Annotated in this window: 20 protein-coding genes; 19 read left to right on the top strand and 1 reads right to left on the bottom strand. The window is 29.3% G+C overall.

The annotated features are described in order from the left end of the window. The first annotated feature begins 9 nt into the window (after window positions 1–9). The 4 genes from recN (at window position 10) to FDN13_RS02610 (ending at window position 5,015) form a co-directional block, all read left to right on the top strand. Entirely contained in the window at window positions 10–1,716 is a 1,707-nt protein-coding gene (gene recN, locus FDN13_RS02625; protein WP_138978766.1) for a DNA repair protein RecN, read from the top strand. A 155-nt stretch (window positions 1,717–1,871) separates the two neighbouring features. Then, complete coding sequence (spoIVB, locus tag FDN13_RS02620; RefSeq protein ID WP_371414835.1) at window positions 1,872–3,116, top strand: SpoIVB peptidase; 1,245 nt, start codon at window positions 1,872–1,874, stop codon at window positions 3,114–3,116. A 162-nt stretch (window positions 3,117–3,278) separates the two neighbouring features. Continuing rightward, window positions 3,279–4,082 (top strand): sporulation transcription factor Spo0A, encoded by an 804-nt coding sequence (spo0A, locus tag FDN13_RS02615; protein ID WP_138978764.1) that lies wholly within the window; start codon window positions 3,279–3,281, stop codon window positions 4,080–4,082. A gap of 474 nt (window positions 4,083–4,556) precedes the next feature. Further along, window positions 4,557–5,015 carry a hypothetical protein gene (locus FDN13_RS02610; RefSeq protein WP_138978763.1) on the top strand — a complete coding sequence of 153 codons (459 nt, stop codon included), beginning with the start codon at window positions 4,557–4,559 and terminating at the stop codon, window positions 5,013–5,015. 1 nt (window position 5,016) lies between these two features. Here FDN13_RS02610 and FDN13_RS14175 read toward each other — a convergent pair whose 3' ends face one another. Beyond that, window positions 5,017–5,169, bottom strand: a complete 153-nt coding sequence (locus FDN13_RS14175) for a hypothetical protein (RefSeq protein ID WP_168190045.1) — start codon at window positions 5,167–5,169, stop codon at window positions 5,017–5,019. Between the two features lie 75 nt (window positions 5,170–5,244). On the opposite strand from FDN13_RS14175, the gene FDN13_RS02605 reads away from it, so the two are divergent. The 15 genes from FDN13_RS02605 to pilM all read left to right on the top strand — a co-directional run bounded on the left by FDN13_RS02605 (window position 5,245) and on the right by pilM (window position 20,377). Next, window positions 5,245–5,775, top strand: a complete 531-nt coding sequence (locus tag FDN13_RS02605) for an NUDIX hydrolase (protein ID WP_138978762.1) — start codon at window positions 5,245–5,247, stop codon at window positions 5,773–5,775. 60 nt (window positions 5,776–5,835) lie between these two features. Further along, complete coding sequence (gene spoIIM, locus FDN13_RS02600) at window positions 5,836–6,474, top strand: stage II sporulation protein M (protein WP_138978761.1); 639 nt, start codon at window positions 5,836–5,838, stop codon at window positions 6,472–6,474. A 304-nt stretch (window positions 6,475–6,778) separates the two neighbouring features. Beyond that, on the top strand, window positions 6,779–7,657 hold the full coding sequence (gene xerD, locus FDN13_RS02595; RefSeq protein ID WP_138978760.1) for a site-specific tyrosine recombinase XerD: 879 nt from the start codon (window positions 6,779–6,781) through the stop codon (window positions 7,655–7,657). Window positions 7,658–7,757: 100 nt separating this feature from the next. Then, window positions 7,758–8,930 (top strand): phosphopentomutase, encoded by a 1,173-nt coding sequence (locus tag FDN13_RS02590; RefSeq protein WP_138981002.1) that lies wholly within the window; start codon window positions 7,758–7,760, stop codon window positions 8,928–8,930. Between the two features lie 4 nt (window positions 8,931–8,934). Then, complete coding sequence (locus FDN13_RS02585; protein ID WP_138978759.1) at window positions 8,935–9,753, top strand: purine-nucleoside phosphorylase; 819 nt, start codon at window positions 8,935–8,937, stop codon at window positions 9,751–9,753. 13 nt (window positions 9,754–9,766) lie between these two features. Next, window positions 9,767–10,585: a purine-nucleoside phosphorylase gene (locus FDN13_RS02580; protein WP_138978758.1), complete on the top strand. Its 819-nt coding sequence runs from the start codon at window positions 9,767–9,769 to the stop codon at window positions 10,583–10,585. A gap of 14 nt (window positions 10,586–10,599) precedes the next feature. After that, window positions 10,600–11,925, top strand: a complete 1,326-nt coding sequence (locus FDN13_RS02575) for a pyrimidine-nucleoside phosphorylase (RefSeq protein WP_138978757.1) — start codon at window positions 10,600–10,602, stop codon at window positions 11,923–11,925. Window positions 11,926–12,019: 94 nt separating this feature from the next. Beyond that, window positions 12,020–13,186: a D-alanyl-D-alanine carboxypeptidase family protein gene (locus FDN13_RS02570; RefSeq protein ID WP_138978756.1), complete on the top strand. Its 1,167-nt coding sequence runs from the start codon at window positions 12,020–12,022 to the stop codon at window positions 13,184–13,186. A 117-nt stretch (window positions 13,187–13,303) separates the two neighbouring features. Further along, the gene (locus tag FDN13_RS02565; RefSeq protein ID WP_138978755.1) at window positions 13,304–14,512 is read left to right on the top strand and encodes a cation:proton antiporter; all 1,209 of its coding nucleotides are present in this window, start codon (window positions 13,304–13,306) and stop codon (window positions 14,510–14,512) included. Window positions 14,513–15,039: 527 nt separating this feature from the next. Continuing rightward, window positions 15,040–16,719 (top strand): GspE/PulE family protein, encoded by a 1,680-nt coding sequence (locus tag FDN13_RS02560; protein WP_138978754.1) that lies wholly within the window; start codon window positions 15,040–15,042, stop codon window positions 16,717–16,719. Between the two features lie 12 nt (window positions 16,720–16,731). Further along, window positions 16,732–17,943, top strand: coding sequence for a type II secretion system F family protein (locus FDN13_RS02555; RefSeq protein WP_138978753.1), 1,212 nt, complete (start codon window positions 16,732–16,734; stop codon window positions 17,941–17,943). A gap of 12 nt (window positions 17,944–17,955) precedes the next feature. Beyond that, window positions 17,956–18,372: a prepilin-type N-terminal cleavage/methylation domain-containing protein gene (locus FDN13_RS02550; RefSeq protein ID WP_138978752.1), complete on the top strand. Its 417-nt coding sequence runs from the start codon at window positions 17,956–17,958 to the stop codon at window positions 18,370–18,372. Window positions 18,373–18,422: 50 nt separating this feature from the next. Beyond that, entirely contained in the window at window positions 18,423–18,920 is a 498-nt protein-coding gene (locus FDN13_RS02545; protein ID WP_138978751.1) for a pilus assembly FimT family protein, read from the top strand. Between the two features lie 9 nt (window positions 18,921–18,929). Beyond that, window positions 18,930–19,439, top strand: a complete 510-nt coding sequence (locus tag FDN13_RS02540; RefSeq protein WP_138978750.1) for a PilW family protein — start codon at window positions 18,930–18,932, stop codon at window positions 19,437–19,439. 11 nt (window positions 19,440–19,450) lie between these two features. Continuing rightward, window positions 19,451–20,377, top strand: coding sequence for a pilus assembly protein PilM (pilM, locus tag FDN13_RS02535; RefSeq protein WP_138978749.1), 927 nt, complete (start codon window positions 19,451–19,453; stop codon window positions 20,375–20,377). Window positions 20,378–20,389: the final 12 nt, after the last annotated feature.

Raw genomic sequence — 20,389 nt, 5'->3', positions numbered from 1 at the left:
GGAGTATAAATGCTCCTTAAGCTTCATATAAAAAATTTTGCACTCATTGATAGTTTAGATATAAGTTTTTCAGAGGGATTAAATATTTTAACTGGAGAAACTGGTGCAGGAAAGTCAATTTTAATAGATTCAGTTAATTTCGTACTTGGTGAGAAGCAAAATAAGGATATAATAAGGGGCGATGAAGAATCTGCTTATGTTGAAGCCGTGTTTGAAAACACCAATGAGGTAAAGGATATTTTAGATAACAATGGAATTGAAGTTGACGATGTTTTAATTATATCAAGAGAAATAAATAAAAGTGGAAGAACTATTTCAAGGATAAATAACAGAACAGTTACTTTAGGGCTTTTAAAACAGATAAGCAATTTACTTATAGATATTCATGGACAGCATGAACATCAATCTCTTTTAAATGAGAATAGCTATTTGGATTTACTTGATTCATTTTGTAGCAATAACTTTAAGAGTATAAAGCAGGAATTTAAAGAGGTATATATTAAAGTTAAGGAAATAGAAAGAGAAATAGAAAAGCTAAAAAAAGATGAAGAGTATAAGATAAAAAGGATGGATCTTTTAAAATATCAAATACAAGAGATAACTGAAGCTAATTTAAAATTTGGGGAAGATGATGAACTTTTAAAAACAAGAAATATATTATATAATGCTGAGAAGATTTATTCTTCTCTATCATTAATTTATGATGAACTTTATGGAGGAGAAAATAGAGAATGTGCTTTTGATAAAATAGGTACAAGCATTGTTCACATAGAATCAATAGAAAAATTTGATGATAAACTAAAAAATATAAAAAATACAATTGAAGATGTTTATTATAAACTTGAGGATGTAATAGATGAAATAAGATTATATAAAGATTCTATTGAATTTGATCAAAATGAACTTGAAGAGATTCAGTTAAGACTTGATTTAATAAATAAGTTAAAACGCAAATATGGAAATTCTATTGAAGAAATTTTAGATTATCTGTCAAAGATAAAAGAAGAATATTTAAATATAGAAAGAAGCGAAGAAATATTAGATATATATTTGAAAAATCTTCAAGAATATAAAGACAAGCTTTATGAACTTTCAAAGAAAATGACATTGGAAAGAAAGAAAACTGCATCAGAACTTGAAAAATTGATTGAAAATGAACTTAAATATCTTGGTATGGAAAAAGCAGTTTTTAAAATAAATGTGGAAGAAAGTGAAAAAATAACAGAGAATGGTAATGATGACGTTTGCTTTGTTATGACAGCAAATCCTGGAGAACCTTTAAAGCCTTTAAATAAGGTTGCTTCTGGAGGAGAAATTTCAAGAATAATGCTAGCAATAAAAACGGTTATAGCAGAGGTTGATAGGATACCAACCTTAATATTTGATGAAATTGACACTGGTATAAGTGGAAGAACAGCTCAATGTGTAGCTGAAAAGATGTGCCTAATATCAGGAGCTCGTCAAGTACTTTGTGTTACTCATCTTCCACAGATTGCTTCTATGGCTGATACACATTTTAAAATAGAAAAAATTGTTAATAATAACAAAACTTATACAAGAGTGTATGAACTTGATAGTAACAACAAAATTGAAGAACTTGCAAGAATGCTTTCAGGTGCAGCAGTAACAGAAATCACTCGTAGTCATTCTAAAGAGATGCTTGAACTTGCAGAAAAAACTAAATGTGAAATAAGAAAAGCTAAGGTTTTACTTTAGCTTTTCTTATTTTTATAAATAAAATTAATAGAGCATGCTTTACATTATAGTTTTATATTGTTAGTGTTGTACAGATTATTATAGTATATATGGACATCAAAAAGGTTAATTTAGATGTAGAAAGAAGGTGAGAATTAAAGACTGCCTGTTAAGGAGTGATATGCTTGAAAAGTAAATATTTTAAAATTGCAACAGGGTTTAGTATAATAATAGCGATTGCTTTGTTTGCTGCAACGATTAATGTTATGTCTATGCCAGGAAATATTAAAATTTCAGGCAGTAAAAGTGAACAAATAAATTTTAAAAATAACAGTTTAAAAAATAATTTTATATATAAAGTTGAATCTAATAATAATGAAAAGGGTTTAACGAATAAAAATAATAGCTTAAATATTAGCATAAAGCTTTTTGGTATAATTCCAGTAAAGAAGATGACATTAAGTTTTGTGCCAGAGTTTAAGGTAATTCCAGGAGGACAGCCTATTGGAGTTAAAATAAATATAGATGGTATATTAGTTGTTGGTTTTGCAGATGTTGAAACAGGAAAGGGATGGAAACAAAGCCCTGCATTAGCAGCAGGAATTAATATTGGAGATAGAATAGTTGAGATAAATGGAACTAAAGTAGATAATTGTAACGAACTGTCAAATATGATTAATAGTAATAAAGATTCTATTTTAAAGATAAAATTATCTAATAATGATGGATTTAGGACGGTAGAAGTAAAACCCTTAGAAACAAAAAATAAGGATGAATATAAAATAGGATTATGGGTAAGAGATTCAACAGCAGGAATTGGAACGTTAACCTTTTATTATGATAAGACAAATATATTTGGAGCTCTTGGACATCCAATAAGCGATGTAGACACAGGGATTATTATTCCAATTAACAGTGGTAAAATATATACAGCAAAAATAATGGCTATTGAACAAGGAGTTAGGGGAAAACCAGGGGAACTTAAAGGAACTTTTTCAATAGAAGATGAAATTGGAAGTATAGAAAAGAATACGCCTTCAGGAATATATGGAAAATTTACAGGAAAAGTAGATAAACCCCTTTATAGTAAGCCTATACCAATAGCAATGCAGAATGAAATAAAAGAGGGTCCAGCAAAGATATTAACTTCTATAAATGGAAATGAAGTTAAAGAATATGATATTTATATAGAAAAGCTAACACAACAAACAAAACCAAATTCTAAAAGTATGATAATTCGAATTACAGATAATGAGCTTTTAAGTAAAACTGGTGGAATAGTACAAGGAATGAGTGGAAGCCCTATAATACAAGATGGGAAGCTTGTTGGTGCTATAACTCATGTATTTGTAAATAAACCTGATATGGGATATGGTATATATATAGAATGGATGCTTAAAGAGGCAGGTATTGATTTTTAATTTAGCATAAGTCGGAAGTTTCAAAATAATGTTTTTTTCTTCCGACTTGTTTTTTAAAAAAATGTTTTTTAAAAATTTTTTTACTTAATAAAGAAGGAAATCCCTAATGTTTGTCGAATAAATATAATTGCTAATATATGGAAAGGAAGGTTGGGAGGTTAAATGGAGAATAAAAGGATAAAAATAGTTATTGCTGATGACAATAAAGAATTTGCAAGTATTTTAAGTGACTATTTGAAAGCACAAAATGACTTTGAAGTTGTTGGAATAGCAAAGGATGGTATTGAAACAGTAAAACTTGTATCAACTTATGAGCCAGATGTGCTTGTACTTGATATTATAATGCCGCATCTTGACGGATTAGGAGTTCTTGAAAAGATTAATTCAATGACAAATATATCAATGCCAAAGATAATTGTATTATCTGCTGTTGGGCAGGATAAAATAACACAAAGAGCTATAAATCTTGGTGCTGAATATTATGTTGTTAAACCTTTTGATATGGAGATATTTAGCAATAGAATAAGGCAGATGTTTTCAAGTGGTATGGTAACAAGTGAAATAAGAAGGAGTTCATTTGTTTCAACACAATCTACAAATTTATCAAATCCAAACAATTTAGAAGCTGAAATTACTAATATTATTCATGAAATAGGAGTTCCTGCACATATTAAAGGCTACCTTTATTTAAGGGAAGCAATTCAAATGGTTGTTAACGATGTTGAACTTTTAAGTGCGGTTACGAAGGAATTGTATCCTTCAATTGCAAAAAAATACAACACAACTGCAAGTAGGGTTGAGAGGGCAATAAGACATGCTATTGAAGTTGCTTGGTCCCGTGGACAAGTAGATACTATAAATAAACTTTTTGGATATACTATACATAATGATAAAGGGAAACCAACAAATAGCGAATTTATTGCAATGGTTGCTGATAAATTGAGATTAAAAGCAAAGCTTGGATAAATAAAATATGTTTATTAATATTACATGAGGCTTAGGGTAAACTAATAATAATTCTAAGCTTCATTTTATTTTATCCAAGTATTTTAAAAAACAGATAATGTTACTTTTAGGGAAGTGATATTAGTGTTATACGTAGCAATTTTAGAAACAATAATGCTATTAATATCGGTTCTTTTTTTTCAAAAAAAATATTTTATTAAAAATAATTTTATAAGATTAGAATTTATAAGCGAAACAGTAATTGTTGTCTGCATGATTTTAAATTTTATAATTTATTATATAAAAGGAGAGATATCCTACTTTAAATTATTAACTTTTATTAGTATTTTTCTGATTACTTACTTTATAGGGGTATTTTTTGATATATTACAAAATAAAAGATTATGTAAAGTTTTTTCAAATGATATTACAAATATAATTTTTATTTTTATATTCTCAGTCTGGTTAAACTATTTTTTCAATGAGGACTTTTGGATGTTAAAGGGGATTTTCATATCTTTACTTGTTCATAGGTTTCAAATTGCAAATTCAAAACCTAAAAGAGCAATAAACTTATATTATTTAATATGGATCTTAACTTTATTTTTTAGACTAAGATGGATATATGAAGTTTATTTTATATCATTTATTGTAATAAGTACATATTATCTATTCGAGGCTTTTGGGTATACCGCCTTGGGAAAGGGTGGAATAAATGTAATTGGTTTTATATCAGGACTTGTAGTATGTGAAGTTAGTGCTTTTAATATTTTATTTTTAGTATCCTTAACTTTAATGTTGATAATATATAATATATTCTTTGATAATTTAAAATTAGGATTTAATAAAGTAATTAATAGTAATTTAGGGAAAAATATTAATCATAAAGTAATAGTTAACAATAGAATATTTAATTTCATAAAATCTATAATATTAGAGTTAAAATTATGGTAGATTAGTTTATATATTTTAATGTTGATTTTTCATCTTCTAAGGCTTGTATTAACTCTAAAACATATATATATTTTTTTTGGCTATCCTTTAAAAAATTAATTACTTCTTCAAATTTTCCATATAATATTAATTGTTTTTTATTATTAGTTTTCATAAAAAATTCATCTCCTTTAAAAATGTGGTATTATATTATTATGCTAAATTTTAAAAAATATACGGGGTGATTTGGATGAATTTTAAAGAAATAACAATTTCACAAAAATATATTCATAAAGGAAAAATAATAAACCTTAGGGTTGATGAGGTAGAACTTCCAAGTGGTAGAAAATCATCGAGGGAGATAGTTGAACACAATGGTGGAGTTGGAATCGTTGCGATAAATGAAAAAAAAGAAATAATACTTGTAAAGCAATTTAGAAAACCCTTTGAAGAAGTTTTAATTGAAATACCAGCGGGAAAATTAGAAAAAGGTGAAGAACCTATAAAATGTGCAGTTAGGGAACTTGAAGAAGAGACAGGAAAGAAAGCGTTAAGCCTTAAGCTAATGAATATTTTATATACCTCTCCTGGATTCTCCAATGAAAAGCTTTATATATATCTATGTACTGAAATGGAGGATGGAAAGGTTAATCCTGATGAAGATGAGAATCTTGAAATAATGTATGTTAAATATGAAGATGCTCTTAATATGATTTATAATGGTGAAATTAAAGATGCAAAAACTATTTCTGGTATTTTAGCAGCAAAAAAATTTATATAACATAATACTTGTCCTCCTTTCATATAAATTTATAGAAACTAATGAGAAGGAGGACATTTTATGAAAAGAAGATATGAAGATGTTATATCTAAAAGTATTCATGAGAATATAGGTATATACTTTACAGTTATTTTATTTTTTACTATAGGGATTGCAGCAGGTGCTTTTACTATAAAAGCACTTGATTATAACAAAAAGCAGGATCTTGTAATATATCTTAATAATTTTTTTCAAGTGCTTAACAATCAAAACATACCTAACAGTCAAATATTTTATCAATCATTAAAGAACAATTTTCAAACAGTTTTTTTTATATGGCTTTTAAGTATAACTATAATAGGTGTTCCAGTAACTTTATTTATAACTACATTTAGAGGGTTTATAGTAGGTTTTACAATAGCATTTTTAATCGATGGGTTAGGTTGGAAGGGACTTTTATTTATGTTCATTGCAATTTTACCACAAAACATACTTTATATACCTTGCCTTTTGATTATTTCTGCTTTAAGTCTCATATTTTCCCTACAAACCTTTAGGGCAAAAATAAAAAGTGTTCCAGTTAGTGTAAAGAGCAGCATTTTATCCTATACAGCTATTATTGTTATATTTTTTATTATAATGTGCATTGGTAGTGTCATAGAAGCATATATATCTCCAATTTTAATAAAGAGCCTTTCAACCTATATGATTGTACAGTAGAGGTGTTACAATGGGATTAGGAAGGAAGGTAATTTTGCTATATATTAAGGTTTTTTTAATAATTTTTTTTATTGGAATATTTTTGCCTTATTTAATAAATTATTTAATAAATACTCTTACGGAAAATAGTATTTTACACAATAATTCTATTTATGTTTTAGATAATGATTTTAAAAGAAAAACATATTTTGAAATATTTATAAAATTATTTAGCAAAATAATAGATTTTTAAATAAACTATGAAGGAATTATTATTTTAATGTTGAATATAAATAATAAAAGTTGTTAAAAAGGAGACTTTTAAATGGATAAAGTTATTAATGATTTTTTAGAAGAGTTAACCCTTGATAAAAAGCTTAGTAAAAATACAATTGACTCTTATAGCAGGGATATTAAGCAGTTTTTAATGTATTTAAAGAATAACAATATAGACTTTAGAAATGTTAAAAAAACTAATATTATTGCTTATATTCTTTATATGCAAAAAGAAGCAAGGGCAGTATCGTCTATTTCAAGAAGTCTTGCTTCTATTAGAGCTTTTTATCGAATATTACTTAGAAATCATGTTATAGCTTATGACCCAACTTTAGATTTAGAGTCTCCTAAGATTGAAAAAAAGATGCCACAGATACTTACTGTATCTGAAATCGAAAGTTTGCTTTCCAGCCCAAATGTTTCAGAGCCCAAAGGTGCGAGAGATAAAGCTATGCTTGAAGTGCTTTATGCAACAGGAATAAGGGTTACCGAACTTGTAAACCTTGAAGTTGATGATGTGAATCTTGAGGTAGGATATATCAAATGCAATGGAAGTAAAGAAAGAATAATACCAATTGGCAAAATTGCAATAGATTCATTAAGAAATTATTTAAGGAAATATAGAAGCTATTTTGTTAAAAAGGAAGATGAGAAAGCACTTTTTTTGAATTTTCATGGTGGAAAAATGACAAGACAGGGTTTTTGGAAGATAATTAAGTATTATGCAACATTATCTAATATAGATAAAGAAATAACTCCACATACTCTAAGGCATTCTTTTGCTGCCCATTTAATTGAAAATGGTGCTGATTTGAAATCTGTTCAACAGATGCTTGGGCATTCAGATATATCTACAACACAGATATATGCTGAAATGATTAAAAATAGAATTGGTGATGTTTATAAAAAGACGCATCCAAGGGCATAAGGCCCTTTTTATTTTCTATTTTTTGAGTTATAATAAAATTCCAATGAATTTGAAATTTGAATAAAAGGTCATATTTCAATTAATAAGGAGAGATATTATGATAAACAGGGTTATACTAATTGTAATGGATAGCGTTGGAATCGGAGAGTTACCTGATGCTAAAGATTTTAATGACGAAGGAAGTGATACAATTGGCAATATTTCAAAACAATTAGGAGGATTAGACCTTCCAAACCTTCAAAAGCTTGGTCTTGGCAATATAGACGGTATAAAAGGAATTGAAAAATGTGAAAGTCCGATAGGGTGTTACGGAAAGTCCCTTGAAAAGTCTTCAGGGAAGGATACAACAACTGGACACTGGGAAATAGCAGGGATAATACTTGATAAACCATTCCCAACTTATCCAAATGGTTTTCCTAAGGATTTAATAAATGAATTTGAAAGAAGGATAGGTACAAAGATATTGGGGAACTATGCTTCCTCTGGAACTAAAATAATAGAAGAGCTTGGGGATTTACATGTAAAAACTGGCTATCCTATTGTATATACATCTGCTGATAGTGTATTTCAAATTGCTGCCCATGAAGAAATAATACCTCTTGAACGGCTTTATGAGATGTGTAGCATAGCACGAGAGCTTTTAAAAGGAGAGCACTCCGTAGGAAGGGTAATAGCAAGGCCTTTTGTTGGAAATAATGGAGAATACAAAAGAACTTCAAATAGAAAGGATTTCTCGCTAAAGCCACCTAAAAAGACGATGCTTAATTTTATCATTGAATCTGGCATGGAAGTTTGTGCTGTTGGAAAGATTGAAGATATATATTCAGGGTATGGCATAAGTAGAGCTGATCATACTAAAAATAATATGGATGGCATATTAAAGACTATTGAATATATTAAAAGACCTTGTAAGGGGCTAATTTTTACTAACCTTGTTGATTTTGATATGATATATGGTCATAGAAATGATGTTACAGGCTATGCTAATGCTCTCAAAGAATTTGATAGTATGGTTCCAAAAATTATGGAAGTTATGAGGGAAGATGATATTCTTATAATTACTGCTGATCACGGTTGTGATCCTACAACTCCAAGTACAGATCATTCAAGGGAATATATACCTATTCTTTGCTATGGAAATCAATTGAAGTCAAATGTAAACATTGGAATTAGAAAGACTTATGCTGATATAGGAAAAACTATAACAGAGCTTTTAGGAGTAGATGCAAATATTGAAGGAGAAAGTTTTGCAAAAGAAATATATAGGGGGTAAGATTATGGAATACATAGAAAAGGTATTAGAATCCTACAGCTATATAAAGAATAAAATAAAAGATGTTCCAGAGATTGCGATAATACTTGGTTCGGGACTGGGATCTCTTGCTGATGAGGTTAAAGATAAAATGGTTATAGATTATGAATCGATTCCAAACTTTCCAAGATCAACTGTTGCTGGTCATGCTGGAGAGTTTATATATGGAAATTTCGAAGGTAAAAAGGTTATAATGATGAATGGAAGATTCCATTTTTACGAAGGATATGATATGAAGACGGTTACTTTTGCCATTAGGGTTTTGGCAAAATTGGGTATAAAAAAGCTAATAGTTACAAATGCAGCAGGAGGAGTAAATACCTCTTTTAAACCTGGTGATCTTATGATAATAAAAGATCATATAAACTTTTCAGGTACAAATCCTTTAATAGGTAAAAACCTTGATGACTTTGGTCCAAGATTTCCAGATATGTCTAAGCCTTATGATAAAGAGCTTATAGATTTAGCATTTAATGTTGCTGCTAAAAAGGATATTAAAGTTGTAAGTGGTGTTTACTTTATGATGACAGGTCCTAACTATGAAACACCAGCAGAAATTAGAATGGTTAGAACTCTTGGAGGAGATGCGGTAGGAATGTCTACTGTTCCAGAGGTTATTGCAGCAAAGCATAGTGGTATGAAGGTACTTGGGATATCGTGTATAACTAATATGGCCAGTGGCATATTAGATAAGCCACTAAATCATGAGGAGGTAATTGAAACTTCTAACATGGTAAGGGATAAATTTAAAACTTTAATAAAAGGAATTGTAAATCACATATAGGGGGAATGATAATATGGATTATGTTGAAATGATTAAAGAAGCAAAAGAGTATATAAAATCTAAAATAGATAAAATACCCGATGTTGCAGTAATTCTTGGTACAGGGCTGGGAAGCCTTGTTGAGGAAATGGAAGATAAAATGGTAATAAAATATGGGGATATACCTTATTTCCCACAATCAACAGTTGTAGGTCATGCAGGAGAGTTTGTACTTGGCAATATAGGTAATAAGTATGTTATTGCTATGAATGGAAGGTTCCATTATTATGAAGGATATGATTTAAAACAGGTAACATTTCCAGTGAGGGTGATAAGAGCTCTTGGAGTTGAAAAACTTATTGTTACAAATGCTTCAGGAGGTATGAATGAAAACTTTGAAGCTGGAGATCTTATGATAATAACAGATCACATAAACATGATGGGTACAAATCCTCTTATTGGTAGAAACTATGAGGAGCTTGGGCCAAGATTTCCTGATATGTCTCAGCCATACAACAGGGAGCTTATTAAAATTGCAAAGGATGTTGCAAAGGAATTTAATATAAAAGTTAAAGAAGGGGTTTATGTTGCAGTTTCAGGGCCTATGTATGAAACACCTGCAGAATTGAAGATGTTAAGGCTTATTGGAGCTGATGCAGTTGGAATGTCAACAATACCAGAGGTAATTGTTGCAAACCACGGGGGTATGAAAGTTCTTGGGGTATCTGTTATTACGGACATGGCAATAGCAGAAAACTTAGAGCCACTTGATCATACAAGAGTTGTTGAGACTGCAAATAGAGCTAAGGCTAAATTTGTTTCTTTGATTAAAGAAACTATAATTAGAATGTAATTGGGGGGATAGTTATGAGAATGTATGATATCATTCTCAAAAAAAGAAACGGCGGTGAACTTTCAAAGGAAGAGATAGAATACTTTATTGATGGCTATACAAAAGGAAATATCCCAGATTATCAGGCCTCTGCTCTTCTTATGGCAATATATTTTAAAGGAATGAATAAAAGGGAAACTGCAGACCTTACTATGGCTATGGTTAATTCAGGAGATAAAATAAATCTATCTATGATAGATGGAATTAAAGTAGATAAACACAGTACTGGAGGAGTTGGCGATACTACAACTCTTGTACTTGGACCTATGATTGCATCACTTGGAGTTCCTGTTGCAAAGCTTTCAGGAAGAGGGCTTGGGCATACAGGAGGAACTATTGATAAGCTTGAATCAATAAAAGGATTTTCAGTAGAAATGTCTCAGGATAAGTTTATAGAAAATGTCAATAAAATAAAATTTGCAGTTGGAGCACAAACAGGGAATTTGACTCCTGCAGATAAAAAGCTTTATGCCCTAAGGGATGTTACTGCAACAGTAGATAATATATCACTAATTGCTTCAAGCATTATGAGTAAAAAGATTGCTGCAGGAGCAGATTGTATTGTCCTTGATGTTAAGACTGGAAGTGGTGCTTTTATGAAAACTGTAGATGATTCCTTTGCTCTTGCAAAGGAGATGGTGGACATTGGAACAAGCGTAGGGAGAAATACAGTGGCTGTAATATCTGATATGGATCAGCCCCTTGGATATGCTATTGGTAATGCACTTGAGGTTAAAGAAGCAATCGATACATTAAAAGGATGTGGGCCTTCTGATTTGTATGAACTTTGTATTGTTTTAGGTAGTCAAATGCTAATTCTCTCAGGAAAAGCTAAAGATGAAAGCCAAGCAAGGATTATGATTGAGGATTCTATACAAAGTGGTAAGGCATTGCAAAAATTTAAAGAATTCATAAAATCACAGGGAGGAGATACTTCGGTAATAGATGAGCCAGAGCTTCTTCCTAAAGCAAAATATATAATAGATGTAAAAGCAAAGAAGGAAGGGTATATTTCAAAAATAACTGCTGATACGATAGGTCTTGCTGCCCTTTCACTTGGTGCTGGAAGAGAAACAAAAGAAGACAGTATTGATCTTTCAGTTGGTATAGTTTTATCTAAAAAGGTTGGAGATTATGTTCATAAAGGAGAAACTATTGCTAAAATACATGCAAACGATATATCAAAGGCAAAAGCTTCGGAAGAAAAAATAAATGAAGCATTTGATATTGTAGATAATAAGGTTGAAAAAAGACCACTTATATTTGGAATAGTTACAAAAAGTGAAATAAAAAGATTTTAAAAAAAGCTGCTAATGCAGCTTTTTTTATATTATTTTATTTTTATTTGGAAAAAATAAAAATAGAAAAACCAAAATAATTTAGGAGGCACACATTATGAAATATAAAAAAATAATAACAATTATATTAGTATTTTATATTATAATTAATATTCCATATAAAACATTGGCTGAATCCAATGGAAAGGATATAGTAAAACTTAACTGTAAATCTGCAATACTTGTTGAAAATAGTACAGGAAAGGTTATATATGAGCAAAATTCACATGAGAAGCTAACACCTGCAAGTGTAACAAAGATTATGACGATGCTTTTAGTTATGGAAGCAGTTGATAGTGGAAAGATTAAACTTTCTGATAAAGTAGTTTGTAGTGAAAGGGCAAAGTCAATGGGTGGAAGTACTATGTTTCTTGATGCCGGTGAGATTAGAACTGTTGAGGAACTTTTAAAAGGGGTGGCTGTTGAGTCTGCTAACGATGCTGCAATAGCTCTTGCAGAATATCTTGAGGGAACAGAAGAAGCCTTTGTTGAAAAGATGAATAAAAGGGCAAAAGAACTTAATATGAATGATACCCATTTTAATAACTGCACTGGGCTCTTCCCAGATAACCACTATTCTTCTGCTTATGATATTGCAATAATGTCAAGAGAGCTTTTAAAGCATCCTAAGATACTTGAATATACTAAGATATGGATGGAAACGATAAGCGAAGGAAGACAAAAGCCCTTTACATTAACTAACAGGAATAAAATGATTAAGACCTATAAGGATTGTGATGGATTAAAAACAGGTTATATTAAAGAGGCTCTTTATTGTATTTCAGCAACCGCTGAAAGGAATGGAATAAGGTTTATTTCTGTTATAATGGGTTCTCCTTCGTGGAAAGAAAGAAATGCAGATGCTGGAAAACTTCTTGATTTAGGATTTGCAAGATATGAGAGTATAAGTGTGATGAAAAAGGGAGAGGTTATTGAAAGTATTACTATACCTAAATCCCTTCCAGAAAAAATCAACATAGTTGCAAAGCAGGATTTGAACTTAATAGTAGAAAAAGGAAGTAAACCCCAATATGAAAAGAAGCTTGAACTTATGAAAGATATAAAACTTCCTCTTAAAAAAGGAGATAAGGTTGGTGTTATTAAAGCAATAGATGGAAGCAATGTTCTTGGGGAAGTTGATGCTGTTGTTGACTGCGATGTAAAAAATATGAAGCTTACAGATTTTATGAAAAAGGTATTTAAAGAATGGATAAAAGTTAATTAGCAGGGTGCGGTTACCGCATCCTAAATTTTTTCAATATAGAATTTACATCAACTTAACATAATGATTTTAAAAAGATGATAGAATATATTGCGAAAAATTAAGTATGGAGGTAAAGAAATGAACGTAGTAGACTTACTTGAAGTTATTACCATTGTAATCTTTTCGGGTATTATTTTTACAAAATTAAGTAGGATTGTTAAACTTCCTGATGTGGTTATGTTCATATTAGCAGGAATAATACTAGGGCCCTTTGTTCTGAATATAGTTAACATTGATAAATATCCATTGGGTAATGAATTGGTACTAACATTTGGTGCAGCATACATACTGTATGATGGAGGCAGAGAAATAGATTTTAAAGTTCTTAAAAAAGTTAAGTTTTCAGTTGCTTCTTTATCTACAATAGGAGTAATTATATCCGCTTTTATAACTGGATATTTTGCTTCAATTATTTTTAAAATAGATTTTAAATATGCATTGTTATTAGGTTCAGTAATAGCATCAACTGATCCATCAGTACTTGTTCCACTTTTTAAAAGTTTGAATGTAGGAGAAAAATTAAAACAAACTATAATTTCAGAATCTGCATTTAATGATGCTGCAGGTGCAATTTTAACATTTGCAGTTTTAAATATTATAACAAAAGGTACATTTTCAATAAACCAAAGTATAGTAGATCTTCTAAAGACTTCTATTGGAGGAATATTAATTGGAGCAATTATAGGTTATATTGCAACATTTCTTGTAGGTCATAAAAAATATGCATATTTCGAAGAACATCCTTCAGAAATGGCACTTGTTGCGGTTGCAGGTTCTTATGTAATTGCTACAAGGCTTAACGTTAGTGGCTTTATGGCTGTTTTTGTTATTGGAATGATTTGTGGTAATAAAAAGATGTTTAATTTATTCATACCTGATGAATATTATATGACTCATACGAGATTTAAAGAAGTTACTACTCTAATATTAAGGATGATGATATTTATATTATTGGGCACACATATTAATTTTACGCTGTTATTTAAATATTGGAAAGAATCAATACTTTTAGTAGCAACTTTAATATTTATTGCAAGACCTATTTCTGCTTTTGTTTCTATTGCCTTTGATAGAAAGGCAGAGTGGACTTTAAAGGAAATGATTTATATTATGTGGGTTAGAGAGACAGGGGTTATTCCTGCAGCTTTATCAGGAATGCTTTTATCAAAAAAAATTCCTAATGCAGATATAATTTCTTCTGTAACTTTTACAACTATAATTATCACTCTTACATTACAAGCAAGTTCAGCAAAGGCACTCGCAAAGGTTTTAAAAATTGATAAATGATATTGAAAAGTAAGGAAAGATTATTAAAGTAAAAAGTTTTAAAACAGTATAAAAAGTGGTAAAGCCTATAATCTGTTATAACTAATAGTTTTATATATAGATTATAGGCTTTATAAGTTTATAGTAAAAAAATTTAAATTTTGACTGCTTAAGCTTTTTCTTAGTAGTTATAATTATTTTTATAAATATTTATAATCAGCCTATTATTACAAAAAAAGTCTAAATTTATTATTTATTATCACAATTATATTGGAAATGTTGCTATAGTTTAGTAAAATAAAAATAGAGATAAATATATTGTGAAATACTAAATTATTTGAAAAGTTTTTGTAGAAAACAGTACGAATTTTTAAAATATATATACTGCAACGATAAGAAAGGGTGTGTAAATGTTTTAAAAATATTAAAATGGAATATACAACAAATTTTTAACAATTAAATATTATAAATTGATTTAATTTACATTGTAGAAAAAATAATATAAAATTAAATATAAAAAATTATTTTTGATAATGGAAGGACAAGCAATGAAAGTTAGGAAAAAACTAGGAGAGTTTTTAATTGACGCAGGACTTATAACAAACGAGCAGCTTCAGAAGGCATTAGCTCTACAAAAAAATACTAATAAAAAGCTTGGAGAGATATTAGTAGAAAATGGATTTATAACAGAGGACCAAATTATAGAGGTGTTAGAATATCAACTTGGTATACCGCATGTCAAGCTTGATAGGTATCCAATTGACCAAGAAGCGGTAAAGCTTATAACAGAAACCCTTGCCAAAAGGCATACTCTTTTGCCCATAAGACTTGAAAATGACAGCCTTTATGTAGCGATGGCAGACCCTTTAAATATATTTGCAATAGAGGATGTTGCAATATATACAGGTAAACATGTACAACCTGTACTATCAAAGGAAGAAGATATAAAAAGATTTATTAATAAATATTACGGAAAACAGGAAGCTCTAAAGGCTGCAGAAGAATTTAAAAAGGAAAATAAGATATTTAAATTTGATAAGAATATAAAGCCTTCAGATGATGATGCTCAAGGACCAATTGTAAAACTTGTAAATGCAATTTTTGAACAAGCTATAAATCAAAGAGCAAGTGATATACATATAGAACCTTTTGAAAATGAAGTTAGGATTAAATTTAGGATTGATGGAATTTTATATGAAATAATGAAGGTTGAGTATGAGCTTCATGCCCCGCTTATTGCTAGGATTAAGGTAATTGGTAACATGGATATAGCTGAAAAGAGGATACCCCAGGATGGAAGGACATCCTTTGAAATATATGATAGAGAATATGATATGAGAATATCATCCCTTCCAACTGTATTTGGAGAAAAGATAGTTATAAGAATAGCAGATAAAAGGGAATTTTTAAAGGATAAAAAGAATTTAGGTTTTCTTGAATATGATTTAAAACAATATGAAAGGTTAGTATCATCACCCCATGGAATAATACTTGTATCAGGACCAACGGGAAGTGGTAAATCTACAACCCTCTATGCAGCACTTAAAGAGCTTAATACTGGAGATAGAAACATAATAACAGTTGAAGATCCTGTTGAAAGCACAATATATGGAGTAAATCAAGTTGAAGTAAATCCTAAGGCAGGGCTTACCTTTGCATCGGCTCTAAGGTCTATACTAAGGCAGGATCCGGATATAATTATGATTGGAGAGATAAGAGATAAAGAAACTGCAGAGATTGCTGTAAGGGCAGCAATTACAGGGCATTTAGTACTATCAACAATTCATACAAATGATGCACCAAGCTCTGTAACAAGACTAATAGACATGGGTATAGAACCGTTTATGATTAGTTCATCTTTAGTTGGAGTTATTTCTCAAAGGCTTGTTAGAAAGATATGCCCATACTGTAAAACAGAATATAGCCCAGAATTAGGTGAAATAAGGGCAATGGGACTTGATGAAACAAAAATGTACAAGCTATATAAAGGGGAGGGCTGTATATATTGTGGACAGAAAGGTTACATTGGAAGGACAGGGATATACGAAATTTTAGCTATAGATAAAGAGTTAAGAGCAGCGATAAATAAAGGATTAAGCAGCGATGAACTTAAGGATTTGTCAATTAAAAAAGGAATGGTTACATTAAAAAATAGTTGCATTGAAAAAGTTATAAAAGGTGAAACAACATTTGAAGAATATTTAAGAGTTACTTATTCTATGGATTGATGAGGGATGATTATGGCAAATTATGTATATGAGGCGATAGATGATAGGGGGAAAAATATAAAGGGGAATATTTCAGCTGATAATACAGAAGATGCAATTAGACAGTTGAAAGAAAAAAAGCTATATATTATAAGCCTTAATGAAAATAACCTATTAAATAAAGAGTTAAGCATAAAGTTTATTAATAAAGTTACTTCAAAAGATTTAGCTGTTTTTTGCAGGCAAATAGCGACACTTTTACAGTCAGGACTCAATGTATTGACTTGTTTTAATGTAATTAAGGATCAAATAAACAATAAGGTTTTAAAAAATGCTATTTTTAAGCTTTCAGAGGATGTTGAAAAGGGAACAGCAATTTCAACTTCTATGAGAAATTTTCCCAATGTATTTCCTGAGATATTGATAAATATGGTAGAGGCTGGAGAAGTAGGAGGTTCCCTTGATAATTCATTTGATAAGATGGCGATACATTTTGAAAAAGAAATGAAATTAAAACAAAAGATAACAAATGCATTAATATACCCTATAATAGTAATTTTAGTTGCTTTAGTAGTCTTAAACTTGCTTTTAATATTTGTAATACCAACATTTGTTGGAATGTTCAATGATTTAGGTGTTGAGCTTCCATCTATAACAAGATTTATTTTACGGGCAAGCTCCTTTATGAAGAACAACTGGCTACAAATATTTATATTTGTTATGGTGTTTATAATTTTAATAAGATATTATAGTAAAACTCCTTCAGTGAGTATATATATATCAAGCTTTAAGCTTAAAATACCTATAATTGGTAAAATAACTCTTTATTCATCAATAGCAAGGCTTACAAGAACCCTATCAACACTTATAAATGCAGGCGTGCCTCTTATAACTGCTATTGAAACAACTAAAAAACTTCTGCAAAACTCTTTTATTGAAGAAAAATTTGAAGGAGTTGTAGAAAAGGTTAGAGGAGGTGAGGGACTAAGCGATCCTATAAAAGAAATGGGAGTATTCCCAAAACTTGTACCAGTTATGATTAAAACTGGTGAAGAGAGTGGGAATTTAGAGTCTATGCTCTCAAAACTTGCTGATCTATATGAAAATGAGGTTGAAAACATGGTAACAAGGCTTACAGCAGTATTTGAACCTTTAATGATAGTTTTTTTAGCAATTATTGTAGGTTTCATGCTTGCAGCAATTATACTGCCAATGTTTAAACTTTATGGAAACATTAATATTTAAGGAGGAATAATTATGAATAAAAGAAATAAGAAAAAAGGTTTTACTTTGATTGAAATGATAGTTGTTGTTGCAATAATTGCAATATTGGCTGGAATAGCAGTGCCACAGGTAACAAAACAGATAAATAATTCTAAAAAGACATCAGATATTGCAAATGCAAAAACGATAGCAAATATGATACAACAAAAAATCGCAGAAGGTGAAAGTGTTACTGAAACTATTGATGCAAATGGTAACACATCAGGATACAAATTAGTTGATAATACTCAATTTGATACTGTTCCTGAAGTGAAATTTTTAAAAGGATATAAATTTTACTATCAGTTAAATATTACTAATAATGAATTAAATGTTGGTGTTGCTAAAACTACAGATGTTTCTAATACTTTTAAAATTCTTTATCCGAGTGTTGATGCCGATTATAAATAAAATTTTTTGGGGCGTTTTGCCCCTCCTACTTTACTAAAAAGGTGATTATTATGAAAAAAGGTTTTACACTGATTGAAATGGTAATTGTAGCTGCAATATTAGGAATACTTCTGTCTATATCCTATATAAACTTTACAAGGTTTTCGGTTAAATCAAAGATAGAATCAACTGCTGATGAAATTGCATCAATGCTAAGGGATACCTATGAAAACGGGAATAAAGGGATGAACTTTAAGGATTATTATATAGAGATAAATAAAAATGACAAAAAAGTATATTTAAAAAATCAAAACAATACCATAAGAGAAGCTGATATAAAGGATTTTGAATTTATAATTGAAGGTCAAACAATTAACACATCAAATAACTATATATACTTTTCTCCTAATGCAGAAATTTTTCTATCTCATGTTAAACTTGAAGAAGATTACGATTATAAAGATATAGATGATAAAAAATTCAGTGATATAGTTATTAAAAAATCTGAAAATATATCAAAGAAGATACATATAGATGAGGTACCTTCAGGAAATATTACAGTTGAATAGAGGTTTTATATGAATAAAAAAGGCTTTACCCTTATTGAAATATTAATTACATCTGCAGTATTGTTCATTTTATTAGGGGCTTTATATAGTTTTTTTAATTCAAACTATAAAATTCTATTTGAAGAAAAGAGAAAGGCATATATTGAATCACAGGTAAAGAGTTTTATGGATTTTACAATGCAGTCTCTACAGATGTCATATCAGGAAAAAATTGAAGTTACAGATGGTGGAAAAAAGCTGATTTTATATCTTCCACCTAATGATGACTCTAAAGTTGAATTTGATGCTGAAAAAAGCGTTAATATAGAAATAAATTATGAAGATGATAGCATAGTCATTACAAAAAATGGGGTTGATAAAACTATATTAAAAGGATTTGTAAAATATTTTGAAATAAAAAAGATTTTATATGATAATGGTGATTTAGAAAGCATAGAGATTAAGTTTAAAGTTAATTATGACTTTAAATTTAGAAATATAGATAAGGATTATTTAATTAAATACAACATTAGGAAATAAGGAGTATAGATATGTTTAATAGTTTGAGCATAGAACTAAACAATAGCTATGTAAAGATTGCCGAGGGTAAAAAAGGCAGAAGGTTAAAAATAATGAATTGTAAGGAGTTAAGGCTTGAAAGTGAAATAAATATAGTTTCTGATTTGTATAATGAAACGGAAATTTTAAACGCATTAAATAAATATTTTTTAGAAAATAAAATATCAAAATTTGATGTAAATGTTGTTTTGTCAGGTGTTACTAATTTACTTGTAAGAGAAATCATTTTGCCCTTTGTTTCACAGGATAGAATTTATGATATGTTAAAATTTGAATCATCTCAGTATTTTCCTGTAAACATTGATAAATATATACTGGACTATAAGATAATAGAAATAATTAAAGAAGAAAAAAATAAAAAATTAAAGCTCCTTGTGTTTGCTATTCCCAAAATCATAATTGAACAGGTAATTGGAATTATGAAAAAATTAAATATGAAAATAAATAAAATTGATATAGAATCAAATGTTCTTTCAAGACTTTCATCAAAGCTTGAAATAGGAAAAAATGATGATGCAATGCTTATAAATATCGAGAGAAGTTTTTTGACATGTGTAATTATAAAAAACAACATAATACAGCTTACAAAAACTTATCCATTCGATATAAGAGATATGCTGTATAACAAGGATAATTATAATTTTAAAGCTGATGAGTATAAGCTCAATGAGTTAATAGACAATGTTGTTAAACTTATTGAATTTTATAGAATGAGGGAGAGGCAGGATATAAAAAATATTTATATAACAGGAGAACTTTGTGATTATTATGATATTTCAAATATTCTCTCAAAGAAAACAGGTATTTCTGTTGACATATTGAATAAATTTGATTTTGTTGATTGCAAAAAGGATATAAAATTAGAAGATTATATAATCCCAATTTCAATGCTTTTATAACTAAGGGGGATA

It is taken from the genome of Caloramator sp. E03, assembly GCF_006016075.1.
GTDB lineage: Bacteria > Bacillota > Clostridia > Clostridiales > Caloramatoraceae > Caloramator_B.
This window is presented reverse-complemented; position numbering and strand designations above follow the sequence as displayed.